Raw genomic sequence first — 16,230 nt, forward strand, 5'->3', positions numbered from 1 at the left:
AAAAGAATTTACTTGATTTATAGATATAAAAATATCCTGGATAGTTTTAACTACCCAGGATATTTTTATATCTATAAATTATCTTCTATTTAAGAAAAGTATCTCCCATTAAATATTTATCTACATATTTTGCTGTAGTTCTTCCATCATGTATTGCCTTTACAACAAGTGATTGACCTGTCCTCATATCTCCAGCAGAAAATACACCCTTAACACTTGTCATATTTTCGTTTGAAGTTATAACATTTCCTCTCTTATCATACTCTAGTGATAAATCATCCAATAATCCTTCATGTTGTGGATGTAAAAATCCCATGGCTATAAGTACCAAATCTGCATCTATATCAAATTCACTACCTTTTAATTCATTGAATTTCATAACTCCATTATCATCTTTATACCATTTTACTTCAGTGCAATGAAGTTTTTTAACTGATCCGTCCTTGCCTATAAATTCTTTGGTAGATATATTCCACTTACGTTCACAACCCTCTTCATGGGATGTTGTAGTTTTTAATGTTCGTGGATAAGTTGGCCAGGGCATAGTTTCATCTCTATTAACAGGAGGTTTTGGCATTATCTCAATCTGATAAACTTTTTTTGCATCTTGTCTTATAGCCGTACCTATACAATCTGATCCAGTATCTCCACCACCAATTACAACTACTGACTTACCTTTAGCTGTAATATCCGAATCTATTTTTTTATTTGAATTCTTTTTATTTTGCAATAATAAATAATCTACTGCAAAATATATTCCATCAAGTTCTCTTCCTGGAGCTTTCAAATCTCTAGGCACAGTAGAACCTCCTGCTAGTACTACTGCGTCAAATTCATTTAACAGATCTTTATAATTTATATTGACTCCTACATTTATGTTTGTTTTAAATTCTATACCTTCTTGTTTCATAAGATCAACTCTTCTTTGAACTACAGCTTTTTCCAACTTAAAATCAGGTATACCATATCTCAAAAGTCCACCAATCTCATCATGTCTTTCAAAAACAACTATACTATGTCCTACAGAATTCAATTGTGCTGCTGCAGCAAGTCCTGAAGGACCTGAACCAACAACAGCTACCTTTTTTCCGGTTCTATTTTTAGGGGGATTAGGTTTAACCCATCCTTCTTTAAATGCTTTTTCTATAACCATATATTCTATTTCTCTAATAGATACTGGATTATAATTTATTCCCAATGTACATGATGATTCACAAAGAGCTGGACATATCCTTCCTGTAAATTCAGGAAAATTATTTGTAAGTGAGAGTCTTTTATATGCCTTTTCCCAATCATCATTATAGGAAAAATCATTCCAATCAGGAATTAAGTTTCCAACAGGACATCCCCAATTACAAAATGGCGTACCACAATTCATACATCTTGCAGCTTGTTCTTCCATATTTTTTAATGAAAGAGGAGTATGAACCTCCTCATAATCCTTAACTCTTTCCTTTACAGATCTTGTAGCAAAATCTTTTCTATTAAATTCTTTAAATCCACCTAATTTTCCCATTAATTATATATCCCCTTTCATTAAGATACTTTAACTGACTGCTTCTTTTTTGCAAGTATAAGCTTATAAGCAGTAGGGATAACTTTCCTAAATTTAGATTTAAATTCATCCCAATTATCTAAAATACTCTTTGCTTTTGAACTATTTGTATTTTCATGATGTTCTTTTATTAAATCATATACTAAAGATTCATCATCATTTTCAAGTTCATTAATTTCTATCATATCCATATTACATTTCTTGTTAAAATCATTTTTTTCATCTAGAACATAAGCTACTCCACCAGTCATTCCTGCTCCAAAATTTCTTCCAGTACTTCCTATAACGACTATTGTTCCACCTGTCATATATTCACAACAATGATCTCCTACACCTTCTACTACAGCCAAAGCTCCACTATTTCTTACACCAAATCTTTCTCCTGCCATACCATTTACAAATAACTTACCACTAGTAGCTCCATATAATATAGTATTTCCGGCAATAAAACTATTTTGTGCCCTATAAGCTGCATTTTCTGGTGTTTCTATTATAATTTTAGCCCCAGACAATCCTTTTCCTACATAATCATTAACATCGCCTACAAGTTTTAATGTAAGTCCCTTCATTCCAAAAGCTCCAAAACTCTGTCCTGCAGATCCCTTAAAGTTAAATACAATAGTATCCTCAGGAAGACCTTCTTTGCCAAATTTCTTAGCTATTTTTCCGCTTAACATAGTTCCAACACTTCTGTTAACATTTTTAACTTCAAAATTTCCACTTACATATTTTTTATCATTAAGTGCTGGATATGCAACTTCTATTAAAGTGTGATCAAGAGCCTTATCTATTCCATGATCCTGTAATATAGTACAATATGTCTTTATTTTTTCAGGTATATCTGGTTTATATAGTATGTTGGAAAAATCAAGTCCTTTAGTCTTCCAGTGGTTTAAGACTTCCTGGTCTTTAACTTTAAGTTTATCAACTCTTCCAATCATTTCATTCATAGTTCTAAATCCTAATTTAGCCATATATTCTCTAACTTCAGTTGCTATAAAAGTTAAGAAATTTATTATATACTCTGGTTTACCTTTAAACTTTTTCCTCAAGTCAGTATCTTGAGTTGCAATTCCCATAGAACACATATTACAATGACAGTTTCTAAGAAGAGTACACCCCAATGTTACTAATATGCTGGTAGCAAATCCAAATTCCTCAGCTCCAAGTAAAGTTGCTATTATTACATCTCTGCCAGTTTTAAGTTGACCATCAGTTTGAAGTCTTACCCTGCTTCTCAAATTGTTTAACAACAAAACTTGATGAGTTTCTGAAAGACCTATTTCCCAAGGTGTTCCTGCATATCTCATAGAAGAAAGTGGTGATGCTCCTGTTCCTCCATCATGTCCGCTTATAAGTATCAAATCTGCATGTGCCTTGGCAACACCTGCTGCTATTACACCTACTCCTACCTCGGAAACCAACTTTACACTAATTCTACTATTTGGATTTACACTCTTTAAATCATATATAAGTTGTGCCAAATCCTCTATAGAATATATATCATGATGTGGTGGTGGTGAAATAAGTGCTATTCCAGGCGTAGAATGTCTAACTTCCGCTACAAAATGATCTACTTTAGGTCCAGGTAAATGTCCACCTTCACCAGGTTTAGCTCCCTGAGCAACCTTTATTTGAATTTCATCTGCATTTACCAAATAATTGGTAGTAACTCCAAATCTAGCTGATGCTACCTGTTTTATGGCACCTCTCTTATTTTGGCCATCACTGCCTACCTTAAATCTTCTATCATCTTCTCCACCTTCACCTGAATTACTCTTGGCTCCAATTTTATTCATGGCAATAGCTATAGTTTCATGTGTTTCCCTACTAAGTGCACCTAGAGACATAGCTCCAGAACAAAATCTTTTTATTATCTCACTTACAGGCTCTACCTCTTCAATTGGGATTTCACTATTACCATCAGTATTGAATTCAAAAAGACTTCTAAGTGTACATGGTTGTTTACTCTGATCGTTTATTAAACTTGCATATTCCTTATACATATTATAATCATTGGTTCTAGATGCAAGCTGCAATTTATAAATGCTTGTAGGATTAAATAAATGGAACTCTCCATCTTTTCTCCACGAATACAAACCACCTACATCCAATGCCAAAGAAGAATTTCTAAATCTATTAAACGCTTTTTTATGCCTCAATAAAACTTCTTTAGCCACAATGTCTATTCCTATTCCACCTATTGTAGTTGTAGTACCTTTAAAATATTCATCTACAAATTCCTGACTCAAACCCAATGCTTCAAATATTTGGGCTCCATGATAACTTTGTATGGTACATATGCCCATTTTAGAAAGTATTTTTAAAAGTCCACCACAGATTGCATTTATATAATTTAATATTGCCTTTTCCTTAGAAATATTCTTTATAGAACCATTATCTATTAAATTTTCCATGGATCTATACGCTAGATATGGACAAACAGCACTGGCACCATAACCAATAAGAAGTGCAAAGTGGGTAGTTTCCCTAGCTTCTCCAGTTTCTATTACAATAGATACCTTAGTTCTAGTCTTCTTCTTTATAAGATAGTGATGAACTGCAGATACTGCAAGTAAACTTGGTATAGTAGCTTCATATTCATCTATTTTTTTATCACTTAATACAATTATGTTATATCCTTCTTCAACTTTTGTGCCAACTCTTTCACAGATTAATTTAAGTGCCTGCTTAAATCCAGGTATACCACTATCATATTTAAATGTTATAGGAACAGTTGTAGTTTTAAAGTTTACATCCCTCATATGCTTTATTTTAGTCATTTCATCATCAGTTAAAATTGGATTTTCAAGTTCTATAAATGGATCCTCTATTTTGCCTTTGCTCAATATGTTATTTTGAGGTCCCAGGTAATTCATAAGAGACATTACTACCCCTTCTCTTATAGGATCAATTGGTGGATTGGTAACCTGTGCAAATAATTGCCTGAAATATGAAAATAAAATTTGAGGTCTGTTAGACAAAACTGCAAGAGGTGTATCATTTCCCATAGAACCAATTGGTTCCTTCCCATTTTCAGCCATATATTTAAGTATTAATCTTAAATCTTCCATAGTATAGCCAAAAGCTTGTTGTTCCTCTCTTAAAACTTCTGGACTAATATTGTTATTTACTGAAACATCTTTAAAATCTTTAAGTGTTTTTTTAGTATCATCTATATAATTTCCATATGGTTTCTTTGTAGCAATTGACTTTTTAAGTTGTGCATCATCTATAATTTTACCTATATTTGTATCAACTAAAAACATTTTTCCGGGATTTAGACGTCCTTTTTCAATTACTTCTTCAGGCTCAAATTCCAAAACTCCTAATTCAGAGGCCATAGCTACCTGGCCATTTTTTGTTATTACATACTTGGCAGGTCTAAGACCATTTCTGTCCAGTGTAGCTCCTATTTGAGCTCCATCTGTAAAAAATACAGCTGCCGGTCCATCCCATGGTTCTATCAAAGAAGAATGATACTCGTAAAAATCCTTTTTATATTTTGGCATATCCTTATTCTTTTCCCAAGCTTCTGGAATAAGCATCATCATAGCATGAGAAATACTTCTTCCATCTGCAACTAACAATTCAAACATATTATCTAAAGATGCAGAATCACTGCCATTAGGTGTGATAATAGGAAATAATTTTTCTATATCATTCTTAAATGCACTTGATTTTAAAATACCTTCTCTAGCATTCATCCAATTTCTATTTCCTCTTATAGTATTTATCTCGCCATTGTGTGCTAAATATCTAAAAGGCTGTGCTAAATCCCAGGTAGGAAAGGTATTTGTACTAAATCTCTGATGTACTAATGCTATTGCACTTTTAAAATTTATGTCATTTAAATCAAGATAGTATCCAGATATTTGATCTGCAAGAAGAAGTCCTTTATATACTATAGTTTTACTTGACAGAGAACATATGTAAAAATATTCAGCATTTCTTTTTACTGATTTTTTAATTTCATTTTCTGCTCTTTTTCTTATTACATATAATTTTCTTTCAAATTGGATCTGATCTTCCGAACAATTTTCTACAAATATCTGTCTTGCTATAGGTTCTGTTCCTCTAGCAGTTTCGCCAATTCCTCGATCATCCGTAGGGACATTACGCCATCCTAATATCTTTTGTCCTTCTTCTTTTATTATTCTCTCTAAAATTCCTTCACATTGATATCTAATTGCAGGTTCCTTTGGTAAAAATACCATTCCAACTGCATAACGGCCCACTTTAGGAAGTGATATTCCTGCATTGTCACAATTTATTCTAAAAAATTCATCTGGTATTTGAACAAGTATTCCAGCTCCATCTCCAGTTTTAGGATCTGCACCAACAGCACCTCTATGAGTCAGATTAACTAATACTTGAAGTCCTTTCTTTACAATATCATGAGATTTTTCACCCTTAATATTTGCAACGAAACCAACTCCACAATTATCTTTTTCAAATTTTGGGTTATAGAGTCCTTGCTTTGGTGGTAATCCCCCAACTAATTTCATGTAATTGCCCCCTTTAATTTTTCGGTTTAGTTTAAATTATATATTTATTAATGAAATTTTTCAACAAAAAAATTTCATTTTTTCATTTATTTTTATAAAAGTTATACTATTTAATTAAAATAAGTAAAATTATAATAATTTTTGATAATTTTATTCAATTATCTTAAACATTTTATATGTTTTACCCATTTAATGACATAAGTACTGAAAGTTTTGCCATGTCAAAAATCGAATTTCTTTCATCATATATGGTTATATCCTCTTTTATACATTTATTCTTTTCATCTATATTAAACAAACTTGCCATGCTTTTATTTAGTGATCCATTAATAATAGCTCCTGATAATTCTTTTATATTATACATATTATTTATAGTACAATCTACAGTTTCCATATATTTAGCTTTAATTATATTTCTCTTTTTAATAGTAGTTAGTGCTAAAAATACAAGCCTATTTATATCTTCTCTAGAATGGACATCAATTTTCCAATAATTTTTACATATATAAACAACTGCTTTATTCAGCTGTTTTAAATATATATCTATATTTTCTTTTCCCAAACAAAATGCCAATATAGACATTGATGTTGTCTCAACTTTATCTTCCAGACTACTATCTTCATAATCTACAAATGAACCATCTGCAAATTGATTTTTTGCAATTATTCTAAGTAACATTTCTCTTGGATACTTATTATGTAAATATGAATTGTCATCAATAATATTCTCCTGGCAAGTTTTATAAAAGAAACCTGATTTACTTTTAATACTTATCTGTTCTCCTAGAGTTTTTTCACTAACTTTTATTGGAATTATATTTCTAAGTTGAATACCAAGAACTGGCTCTTCTCTCAATTCCATAAGTATAAAAGTAGTTTCACAACTTATTATTTCATTTTCTTTGGATATTTGTATGATTTTTTTTCGCATAGCCTCTCTTTTTTCGCCGCGTTCTACCTTCATAGCTGCTGCAATTGATTTTATTCTTTTTCTAGCCCATACTTTTTTTAATAAGTTTGCATTTTCTTCTGTATTAAAATTATCAATATCTATTTCACTTAAATATTCGGATTCATTAACATTTCCACTTAATACTATATGCCCTTCTACTTCTCCTACTACGCTGGCAAATATTGAAAATAGTTCCCTATCGTACATATATTTAATTGTTCTAGGATATGAGGACTCTACTTTTAATCTTCCCCAATCAATTTTTATATTATCGACTTGAGGATTTTGTATTCTGTTTAATTGCCTAATAACTATATCTTCGATTCTTTCATTTTCTCCTATAAATTCTGATTTTCCTGAACTCTCATGAGATAATTTGTTTAAAAAATAGTTGTTAACAAATTCCCCTACACCAAAAGCAAATATTCTATTGTCACTTACATTTTGTTTTACATATGAAAGTATCTTGTCTTCTTCATTAACCTGATCATCTGTAAATATAAGTATAGTATTTTCTTTCGTTCCCTTTTCAAGACTGTATTTTATACCTTCAAATATATCTGAACTCAATTCAGTATTTAAATTGTCTATCCATTTAGAAGCTTCTCTCAATGATTGTGCATTATATTCAACCGATTCACCTTTTGAAAAACTATAGAGTTTATTTCCCATGGCCACTATATCAAAAGTATCTCCCTCAGATAAATTTCTAATGCAAAGATGCAATGCATTTTTAGCCTGATTTAACTTTTCTCCTTCCATGGTATAGGAAATATCAATTAGAAATATATAATTTTTATTTCCTTCCGATTCAAATTTATCTAATTTAGGAATCATCCTTATATAAACTATACCTTTCCTTTCATCATTTTTCTTATACTCATATATCATCCCATCTGCTTCCAAAGTTCCTTTTTCCTTCATAATAATTATAAAATCTTTATCAATAGGACTAGAATTTTCATCAAGGCTTATTTTTGCTATAGTATCTCCATCTCTATCTATTCTTATATTGTGATGTGGTGATTTAAAATCCAAATTAGTCAATGATTCAACTATTATGTTTACCTTAAATTCAAAATCTTCACTTTTGAAATTTTTCACACTTGAAGTACTATCCTTATTGAATATTTTAGGTTCCGAAACAGCTGGTATAGTTAATTTAAATTTATTGTTTGCATAATCCAATTCATCCATATAAGAAAATTTTATTTTTACTTTTTCACCTGATATTATCTTACCTATATTTATTTTAAAAAAATGGGGGCTAAATTCTTCTAAAGAAAATATAGTATCTCCTGATTTCCTGGCATTCTCATATATCTTATTTGCCTTGCTCTTATCCTCTACTACTGCTTTTAGAGTCTTTCCACCTATTTCAGCTTCAAATCCAGATATGACAGCCGTATCTGGAATTGGGAAAGCATATACTCCCTCAATATCTTTCTTACCCACATTTTCATATATTTGATTTATAGTTATTTCACCATATCCTGCGCATAAATTTCCATTTATATCTACTTTTTTAAGAAGTACTTCACCATAATTATTTTTATTTAATTTCAAATGAGATATTAACATAAGCCATTCCTCCTTCATATTAACTACAAAGCACTATATCATATATAGATTTTACCATACTTAATTGTACTATTCATAATAAGTATTAAATTTAAATATAAAAATTGCCTATATATTAAGATACTTTTTACAAATCTTATATATAGGCATAAATTTAAATTGTTCGTTTTTATCCTAAAAAGAAATTTAAAATAAGTAAGGCAATTAATCCAGTAATACATGCAAGTGTAGAAGTAATGGACCATACTTTCATCTGTTCCTTAACATTACTTATTCCAATTGATTCATTAATAACCCAAAAATATGAATCATTAAAATACGAAAACATCATAGAACCTACACAAGCCGCAAGTGCTGCAAAAACAGGATCAATGTGAAGTGTTGAAATCATTGGAGCAGTTACAGAAGCAGCCGTTGTCATAGCTACTGCACCTGAACCTTGTATTACTCTTAACAAACATGAAATAATAAAAGGTAGAAGAATTGGAGGTATACTTGTTTTTGAAATACTGGTTGCAATATATGTTCCAACTCCACTGTTTTGTATAATCATGCCAAGTGCTCCACCACCACCAACTAATAATATTAATTTACCACTTGCCTTAAGTCCTTCTTCCATGGCATCTAATGTTTCTTTTCTAGATAGATTCCCTGTTAATCCAAATATAGCAATTAGCAATCCAATTGATAGTGCAATTATTGGTGAGCCTGCAAAAGATAAAATTGAAGCTAAAATATTATTCTTAAAACTTAATGATTTTAAAACTGTATTTAATAATATCAATAATATTGGTACTACTATTGGTGCAAAAGCCATAGATCCAGAAAGAGATTTTTTATTAGTATTAGTATTAATATTATTACTACTAATAACTTTTTTTTCTGAAGGTCTTATCCATCCATCCTCATCATTATTTGGAAGTTGATATATTTTATTTCCCAGATATCTTGCATATGGAATTATGACACAAATAATTGGTATAGAAATAATAGCTCCAAACAACATAAATTTTCCAATATTAACATTTAAAATACCTGCAACACCTATAGGCCCAGCAGCAGGTGGAACCAAAGTATGACTCAGCAACAATCCTCCTGCCAGAGATATACCTAATGAAACAACTGATTTACCTGTTTTTTGGGATAGTCCTTTAACTAATGGTGATAAAATAATAAATCCAGAAGTACAGAAAATAGATAATGATGTAACAAATCCAGAAGCTGCCAAAGCTTCTTCTTCCTTCTTGTGACCAAACAATTTTATAAATGCATTTGCCATTACTTCCGTTGCACCTGATACTTCAAGTAGTTTACCAAGCATAACACCAAATCCAATGATAATGCCAATACTGCTTAGTGAATTACCAAATCCCTTCGTAATTGACGAAATAACATCTTGTTGATTCATTCCACCTATTATCCCTACAGTAATTGAACAAATAATCAATCCCAGAAATACGTGCACTTTTGTTTTTGTAATTAAAAATACAAGCAAACATATACCAATAATCAATCCAAATATCATTTGTATTCCAGAAATCATTTTCTCATCCCTCTTTCAAATTTATAATAATTTAATCTTCAACGCTATATTGGCTTGATGTTTTAGTTTTCAAGTAATTAACACATTTACTTAATGTATTTTTAGTTCCTACTAATCCTCCTTTTGTTATAATAGGTTTCTTATCGAAAATTCCTCCTATTACTCTTCCATAGATAGCCAGTGGAATAACCTCATCTTTTACTTCTATACCCTCTGCATTTATTTTACTGCAGAAAGCCTCAGTAACATCTCCTCCAGACGTATAAACACTTCCTATACCATTTCCCAGCTTATTAATTATTCTATAAACTATTTCGGCTATGGAAGCCGTTATCAATCGTGAACATTCTTTTTTATCTAGCCTATATTTCTTGCCTATTTCATAAAAATCTAATACATCATTATCTTCTGTGGTAGTTGTAACAACTAAAATATCGTAATCCTTTTCTTTATTTACAACTTCATTCACTATTTGATTTATCTCCGTATCCTTTTCTTCTTTATTTAAAAATTTAATTGTATTAGCTTTTACAATTAGCGGATTATATTTTGTTCTTAAATAATTTATCTGCTCTCTTGTTAAACTACTTGCACTGCCAATTCCACATAATACTTTTTCTCTAATTTTTAATCCTTCATCTTTTTTATAAAATATGTTTGCTGCAGCTGCAGTAAAGGGACCTGGATCAACTGATACAAACTTTATTTTGCTATCTATACATGCCTTAGCAATTTCATCAATATCCTCATTTGTACATGCATCAATAACTATAATTTCACTGTTATCTTTTACATTTTGTATAATTTCATTTTTTATTATATTAGATCCTTTCAATACCTTATCCAAAGATATAAAACCTACTCTACGCTTACTTTGATTTTTTATTATTTCAGTTACTCTAGATGTTTTTACAGGTGATGTAGGGTCCTTCGAAACTTCTGTATTCTCAAGAGGAACCCCATTTACAAGCAAGAAGTATACTTACACGTCCAGAATTAGGAAATGAGGCAACAACGATAGCTTTGGTATCATTTCCTAAATTATCAATAATACTGTCAATTTCATATCCAACATTTCCTCTTAAAGTTGAGTCAATTCTTTTACTAAAAAATATATTTTCTTTATTTTCAAATAAATTTACAGCATCATAAACTTTGTTATATGCATCATTAGCTGACATGCCTCTGCTATTAGTTGTTATACTCAAAACATCAAACTTTTCAAACTTAGATAAATCAGATTTATCAAGTAAAGTTCCTACCTTCAATCCATTTTTAGCAAGTATTGCTCCTGTATCATTAGCACCTGTTAAATCATCCGCTATAATTACTGTTTTCAACATATTAACCTCTCTCCTTTAATAAATTGTATTTAATAGTAATTTTAAAAATCAAACGCTTACATATAATATGTGAATTGATATTTTACAATAAGCATTATATTTACATTTTTACTTTATTTATGATAAACTAATTATGATAAGTTGTTATATTCTTTGTAAGATGCCTCTTTTTGTTTTATAGATTTGATTTAAGGGATCTTTTCTACATAAACAAATTGAGGCTTTCATTTATATTTAGCTATTTGTATTACTCTAAATTAAAAATCCAGGTCCATATTTAGCTGCTAATAAAATAGACTCTACCATACTAACATCACTTGCTTTTCCAGTTCCTGCTATATCAAATGCTGTTCCATGGTCTACTGAAGTTCTTAAAAATGGCATGTTATTTGTAAGTGAAATTGTTCTTTCAAAATCAACCATTTTAGTAGCAATATGTCCCTGATCATGATAAAGTGAAAGAACTGCATCATATTTTCCATTTAATGCCTGATAAAATACTGAGTCCGCACCAATTGGTCCATTAATATCCACACCTCTTTCTTGTAAATTCTTAACAGCTGGGAAGATATATTTAACTTCTTCATCACCAAAAAGACCATGTTCACCAGAATGTGGATTAAGTCCTGCTATAGCCATATGAGGTTTTTCAATCCCCAATACTTTTAATGCCTTTTCACATCTAACTATAAATTTTTCGATTCCTTCCTTCGTAATTAACTCACAAGCCTTTCTAAGTGGTACATGTCTACTATAAAAAAATACTTTTAATTCTCTTACTTCAAACATAGTTAATGGATCCGGTGTATTAGTAAGTTTTTCAAGAACTTCAGTATGCCCTATATATGGAACACCTGCAGCTTTAAATGACTCCTTGTTCAAAGGTGTTGTTGCAATTGCAGTTACTTTTTTATCTAGTGCAAGCTTGATAGCATATGAAAGATAATCAAAAGCTGCCTGACCACACTGTGCCTGTACTTTTCCATACTCCAATTTTGAAATGTCAATATTATTTAAATTAATATAATCTATAGTTCCTAAAGTATATTTACCTTCATCAGGTTTTGAAACAACATTTAGCTTCAATGAAGATTTCGTTATTTCCAATGCCTTGCGTAAAACTTCATAATCCCCTATAACTAAAGGTTTACATTGATAGTAAATTTCTTTGTTTTTAAGTGCTTTAACTACAATTTCAGGTCCTACTCCTGCAGGATCTCCCAATGTAATTGCAATAATAGGTTTATTCATCTATATCTCCTCTTTTCAATTTATTTATATTAATTAACGTATGAGAATTAAACAAATACGCAACTATCTAAATCTGATTCATTAAAATCATCAATAAGTTTCTGTGATTGTTTATCAACAATAATTCCTGTCAATTCACTAAGATCACATACCTTAAGCATGCTTCTTTTACCATATTTATTACTACTAGCAAGCAAAAATGATTTTTCACTTGTTTTTATAAATGTACGCTTTAAATACATTTTTTCAATATTGGTAGTCATAAATCCTTTACTTATATCAAAGGCATCACATCCTAGAAAACAAGAATCTACATTATACTTTTCTATAATCTTACATGTTTCAATACCATTGCATCCTTTTGATTTCATAGAAACTTTACCTCCTACTAATGTAACTTCTATATTTTCAAAGTCACTTAAAAAAAGGGCAATTTTCAAATTAGTTGTTATAACTTTTAAATCTTTAACATTTACTATACATTTCGCCATTTCCATTATGGTAGTACCAGTATCTAAAATAATTGTAGTATTAGGCTTAATAAATTCAGCAGCTTTTTCTCCTATTAAATGCTTTTCATTAATCATGTATTTTTCTTTTTGAAAATAGCTTTCTTCCTTGATTATGGGACTTTTAATTATAGCTCCTCCGAATGTTCTATCAATAAGCCTTTGATTTTCCAAGAAGGATAAATCTTTTCTTATTGTAACTTCAGATACATTCAATTTTTTCGAAAGTTCTAATACGGTTACATTTTTAGCTTTTAAAATATAATCATATATTTTTTCTCTTCTCTCCAATGCAAACATAATCTTCTCCATTTCAAAATAAATATTTATTCTTTGAAAGCAAATTTATTATATCATATGCTTCATATGCTTTCAATATGTTTCATTGTATTTTGTTTATTAAATTTTTCACAAAATCCAGAAAGTAAAATCATAAGATTGCAAAAATAATTGCTAAATTAAACAGATATTATTTAGTTTGACATATATCATATAATTTAAAATAACCCACCTTTTTAAATCATAGATGGGTTATTTCTATATACAATTTTGTGTATTCATGAAACTGCCTACAATATTTTATCAATAGTTCCTCCACCAACCATTACATTATCCTGATAAAATACTGCTGATTGTCCTTTCGTTATTGCTCTCTGTGGTTCTTTAAATATTACTTTTACCATTCCATTTTTATCTGGTATTATTAAAGCATCTTTGGGTTTTGCAGAATACCTTATCTTGCACTGTACACTTACAGGTTCTATGAGTGTTTCAAATGGCATGAAGTTTACTTGATTTATTAAAAATTCTGTTTTAAACAAATCTTGTTCATTTCCAAGAACTACTTCATTTCTAACAGGATCTATATTGATTACATACATTGGAACTCCAAAAGCAATGCCAAGTCCTTTTCTCTGTCCTATGGTATAATATACTATACCTTTGTGCTTGCCAAGTACTTTTCCACTTTTGTCTACAAAATTACCACCTTTTATCTTCCCATTCAACTGCCTATTTATATAGGCTCCATGGTTATTGTCAGGTATAAAGCAAATTTCTTCACTGTCTCTTTTATTGTGGACAGCAAGACCTATTTTTTTGGCAATTTCTCTTATTTCAGTCTTTTTATAAAATCCACATGGCATCAAAGTGTGTGCCAATTGAAATTGATTTAAACCATATAATGCATAAGTTTGGTCTTTTCTATCATCTTTAGATTTTGTGAGTACATACCTGCCATTAATTTTATCCACATTAGCATAATGACCTGTAGCTACATAACTTGCTCCTAATTCCATGGCTTTTATCAAAAGCTCGTCAAATTTTAAAAATTTATTACAGGCAATACAAGGATTAGGTGTTCTACCTTTTTTATACTCATTTATAAAATAATCTATAACATTTTTCTTAAAAGAATCTCTAAAGTTCATGACATAATATGGTATATCAAGATCATATGCAACCATTCTTGCATCATCTACTGCACTAAGTGAACAGCAGCCGCTTTCCATATTTTCATAAAATTTGTCATTCTGCCAAACTTGCATAGTGACTCCTATGACATCATATCCTTGTTCCTTAAGAATATATGCAGCAACAGAACTATCTACTCCTCCGCTCATACCTATTACTACTTTTTCTTTCATTTATAATCACCTACTCTATTCATCTGTTGTAATTTTACTGTTTATTCCTGACTTTTAGTTTCTCGCAAACTCTTAACTGATTCTGTTATTTTATCTATTACAAAATCAACTTCATCTTCTGTTGTTTCTGCTCCTAATGTAAGTCTTAGGGCACTGTTTGCCATATCCCTTTCAAGTCCTATTGAGGTCAGTACATGAGATGGTTCTATTGATCCTGCTGAACAAGCACTTCCACTTGACGCATAAATTCCAATATCATCTAAAACTACTAATAGTATTTCACCGTCCACTCCCTTAAAAGACACATTTACATTTCCAGGCAGTCTGTTTGTTCTTGGCCCATTTAGTTTACTTTCCGGTATCTTTAACAAACCATCAATTAATTTATCTCTAAGTTCCATAAGCCTTTCTGATTCAATTTTCATATCTCTTGCAGCAAGTTCAATTGCATAACTCATCCCAACTATTCCAGGTACATTTTCAGTTCCAGCTCTTTTATCTCTTTCCTGACTTCCCCCATGTATTAAATTGTCAATTTTAGTACCCTTTTTTATATAAAGAGCACCCATGCCCTTAGGTCCATAAAATTTATGCGATGACATAGATAATAAATCTATATTCATTTCTTTAACATCAATTGGAACATGTGTAATTGCCTGAACTGCATCTGTATGAAATAATATATTTTTTTCTTTTAAAAATTTTCCTATTTGCTGGATAGGTTCAATTGTACCTATTTCATTATTTGCAAACATAATAGAAACAATTATTGTATCCTCTCTAATAGCATGTTTAAGTTCATCTATATTAACAAATCCATCTTTATCTACATTAAGATATGTCACATCAAATCCCTGTTTCTCCAAATATTTAGCAGTATTTAAAATTGCATGATGTTCAATATTGGTAATAATTATATGCCTACCTTTATTTCTATTTGCAAAAGCAGCTCCCTTAAGAGCCCAATTATCCGATTCTGATCCACCATTTGTAAAAAAGATTTCATCTTTTCTAGCATTTATTACATCCGCCACCTTTTGTCTTGCTTTACTTATAACAGCTTTATTTTTTCGAGCTATATTATAAATCGAAGATGGATTTCCAAAATACTCAGTAAAATATGGAATCATTTCTTTTAATACTTCTGGTTTAACAAAAGTAGTAGCTGAATAATCCATATAAATTTGCTTTTCCATAATTATCGCACTCCTATAACTAATAAAATTTCTTTCCAATTCAGAGTATTTTACTATGATATAATGATATTGTATTTTATAATAAAATGCAATATTTATTTGTTAAAATCAGCTTATTAATAAAAATTGCAATTTTAATCTACACT

10 protein-coding genes are annotated in these 16,230 nt (G+C 30.3%); all 10 read right to left on the bottom strand.

The genetic code is table 11. The annotated features are described in order from the left end of the window. Positions 1-85: 85 nt before the first annotated feature. The 10 genes from KM800_RS12360 to nifS all read right to left on the bottom strand — a co-directional run bounded on the left by KM800_RS12360 (position 86) and on the right by nifS (position 16,084). Entirely contained in the window at positions 86-1,516 is a 1,431-nt protein-coding gene (locus KM800_RS12360) for a glutamate synthase subunit beta (RefSeq protein ID WP_217813364.1), read from the bottom strand. A gap of 20 nt (positions 1,517-1,536) precedes the next feature. Next, positions 1,537-6,063, bottom strand: coding sequence for a glutamate synthase large subunit (gene gltB / locus KM800_RS12365; protein WP_217813365.1), 4,527 nt, complete (start codon positions 6,061-6,063; stop codon positions 1,537-1,539). 181 nt (positions 6,064-6,244) lie between these two features. Beyond that, a complete protein-coding gene (locus KM800_RS12370) occupies positions 6,245-8,596 on the bottom strand; it encodes a VIT and vWA domain-containing protein (RefSeq protein ID WP_217813366.1) in 2,352 nt (783 codons plus the stop codon). A 169-nt stretch (positions 8,597-8,765) separates the two neighbouring features. Further along, positions 8,766-10,139: a GntP family permease gene (locus tag KM800_RS12375; protein ID WP_217813367.1), complete on the bottom strand. Its 1,374-nt coding sequence runs from the start codon at positions 10,137-10,139 to the stop codon at positions 8,766-8,768. Between the two features lie 31 nt (positions 10,140-10,170). Further along, on the bottom strand, positions 10,171-11,112 hold the full coding sequence (locus KM800_RS12380) for a nucleotide-binding domain containing protein (protein ID WP_254906558.1): 942 nt from the start codon (positions 11,110-11,112) through the stop codon (positions 10,171-10,173). After that, on the bottom strand, positions 11,087-11,482 hold the full coding sequence (locus KM800_RS15565; RefSeq protein WP_254906559.1) for a four-carbon acid sugar kinase family protein: 396 nt from the start codon (positions 11,480-11,482) through the stop codon (positions 11,087-11,089). Before KM800_RS15565 ends, KM800_RS12380 begins: the two co-directional genes overlap by 26 nt. 252 nt (positions 11,483-11,734) lie before the next feature. Further along, on the bottom strand, positions 11,735-12,733 hold the full coding sequence (gene pdxA, locus KM800_RS12385; protein ID WP_217813368.1) for a 4-hydroxythreonine-4-phosphate dehydrogenase PdxA: 999 nt from the start codon (positions 12,731-12,733) through the stop codon (positions 11,735-11,737). A gap of 47 nt (positions 12,734-12,780) precedes the next feature. After that, positions 12,781-13,542: a DeoR/GlpR family DNA-binding transcription regulator gene (locus KM800_RS12390; protein ID WP_017751796.1), complete on the bottom strand. Its 762-nt coding sequence runs from the start codon at positions 13,540-13,542 to the stop codon at positions 12,781-12,783. A 269-nt stretch (positions 13,543-13,811) separates the two neighbouring features. After that, on the bottom strand, positions 13,812-14,888 hold the full coding sequence (mnmA, locus tag KM800_RS12395; protein ID WP_017751797.1) for a tRNA 2-thiouridine(34) synthase MnmA: 1,077 nt from the start codon (positions 14,886-14,888) through the stop codon (positions 13,812-13,814). Positions 14,889-14,929: 41 nt separating this feature from the next. Then, positions 14,930-16,084 (bottom strand): cysteine desulfurase NifS, encoded by a 1,155-nt coding sequence (nifS, locus tag KM800_RS12400; protein WP_217813369.1) that lies wholly within the window; start codon positions 16,082-16,084, stop codon positions 14,930-14,932. Positions 16,085-16,230 lie beyond the last annotated feature (146 nt).

This window comes from Clostridium tyrobutyricum (genome assembly GCF_019144085.1).
In the GTDB taxonomy this organism is placed as follows: Bacteria; Bacillota; Clostridia; order Clostridiales; family Clostridiaceae; genus Clostridium_B; species Clostridium_B tyrobutyricum_A.

Coding starts and splice junctions, on each gene's coding strand:
- mnmA (WP_017751797.1), bottom strand. CDS start 14,888: ATGAAAGAAAAAGTAGTAATAGGTATGAGCGGAGGAGTAGATAGTTCT.
- pdxA (WP_217813368.1), bottom strand. CDS start 12,733: ATGAATAAACCTATTATTGCAATTACATTGGGAGATCCTGCAGGAGTA.
- gltB (WP_217813365.1), bottom strand. CDS start 6,063: ATGAAATTAGTTGGGGGATTACCACCAAAGCAAGGACTCTATAACCCA.
- KM800_RS12390 (WP_017751796.1), bottom strand. CDS start 13,542: ATGTTTGCATTGGAGAGAAGAGAAAAAATATATGATTATATTTTAAAA.
- KM800_RS12375 (WP_217813367.1), bottom strand. CDS start 10,139: ATGATTTCTGGAATACAAATGATATTTGGATTGATTATTGGTATATGT.
- KM800_RS12370 (WP_217813366.1), bottom strand. CDS start 8,596: ATGTTAATATCTCATTTGAAATTAAATAAAAATAATTATGGTGAAGTA.
- nifS (WP_217813369.1), bottom strand. CDS start 16,084: ATGGAAAAGCAAATTTATATGGATTATTCAGCTACTACTTTTGTTAAA.
- KM800_RS12360 (WP_217813364.1), bottom strand. CDS start 1,516: ATGGGAAAATTAGGTGGATTTAAAGAATTTAATAGAAAAGATTTTGCT.
- KM800_RS15565 (WP_254906559.1), bottom strand. CDS start 11,482: ATGTTGAAAACAGTAATTATAGCGGATGATTTAACAGGTGCTAATGAT.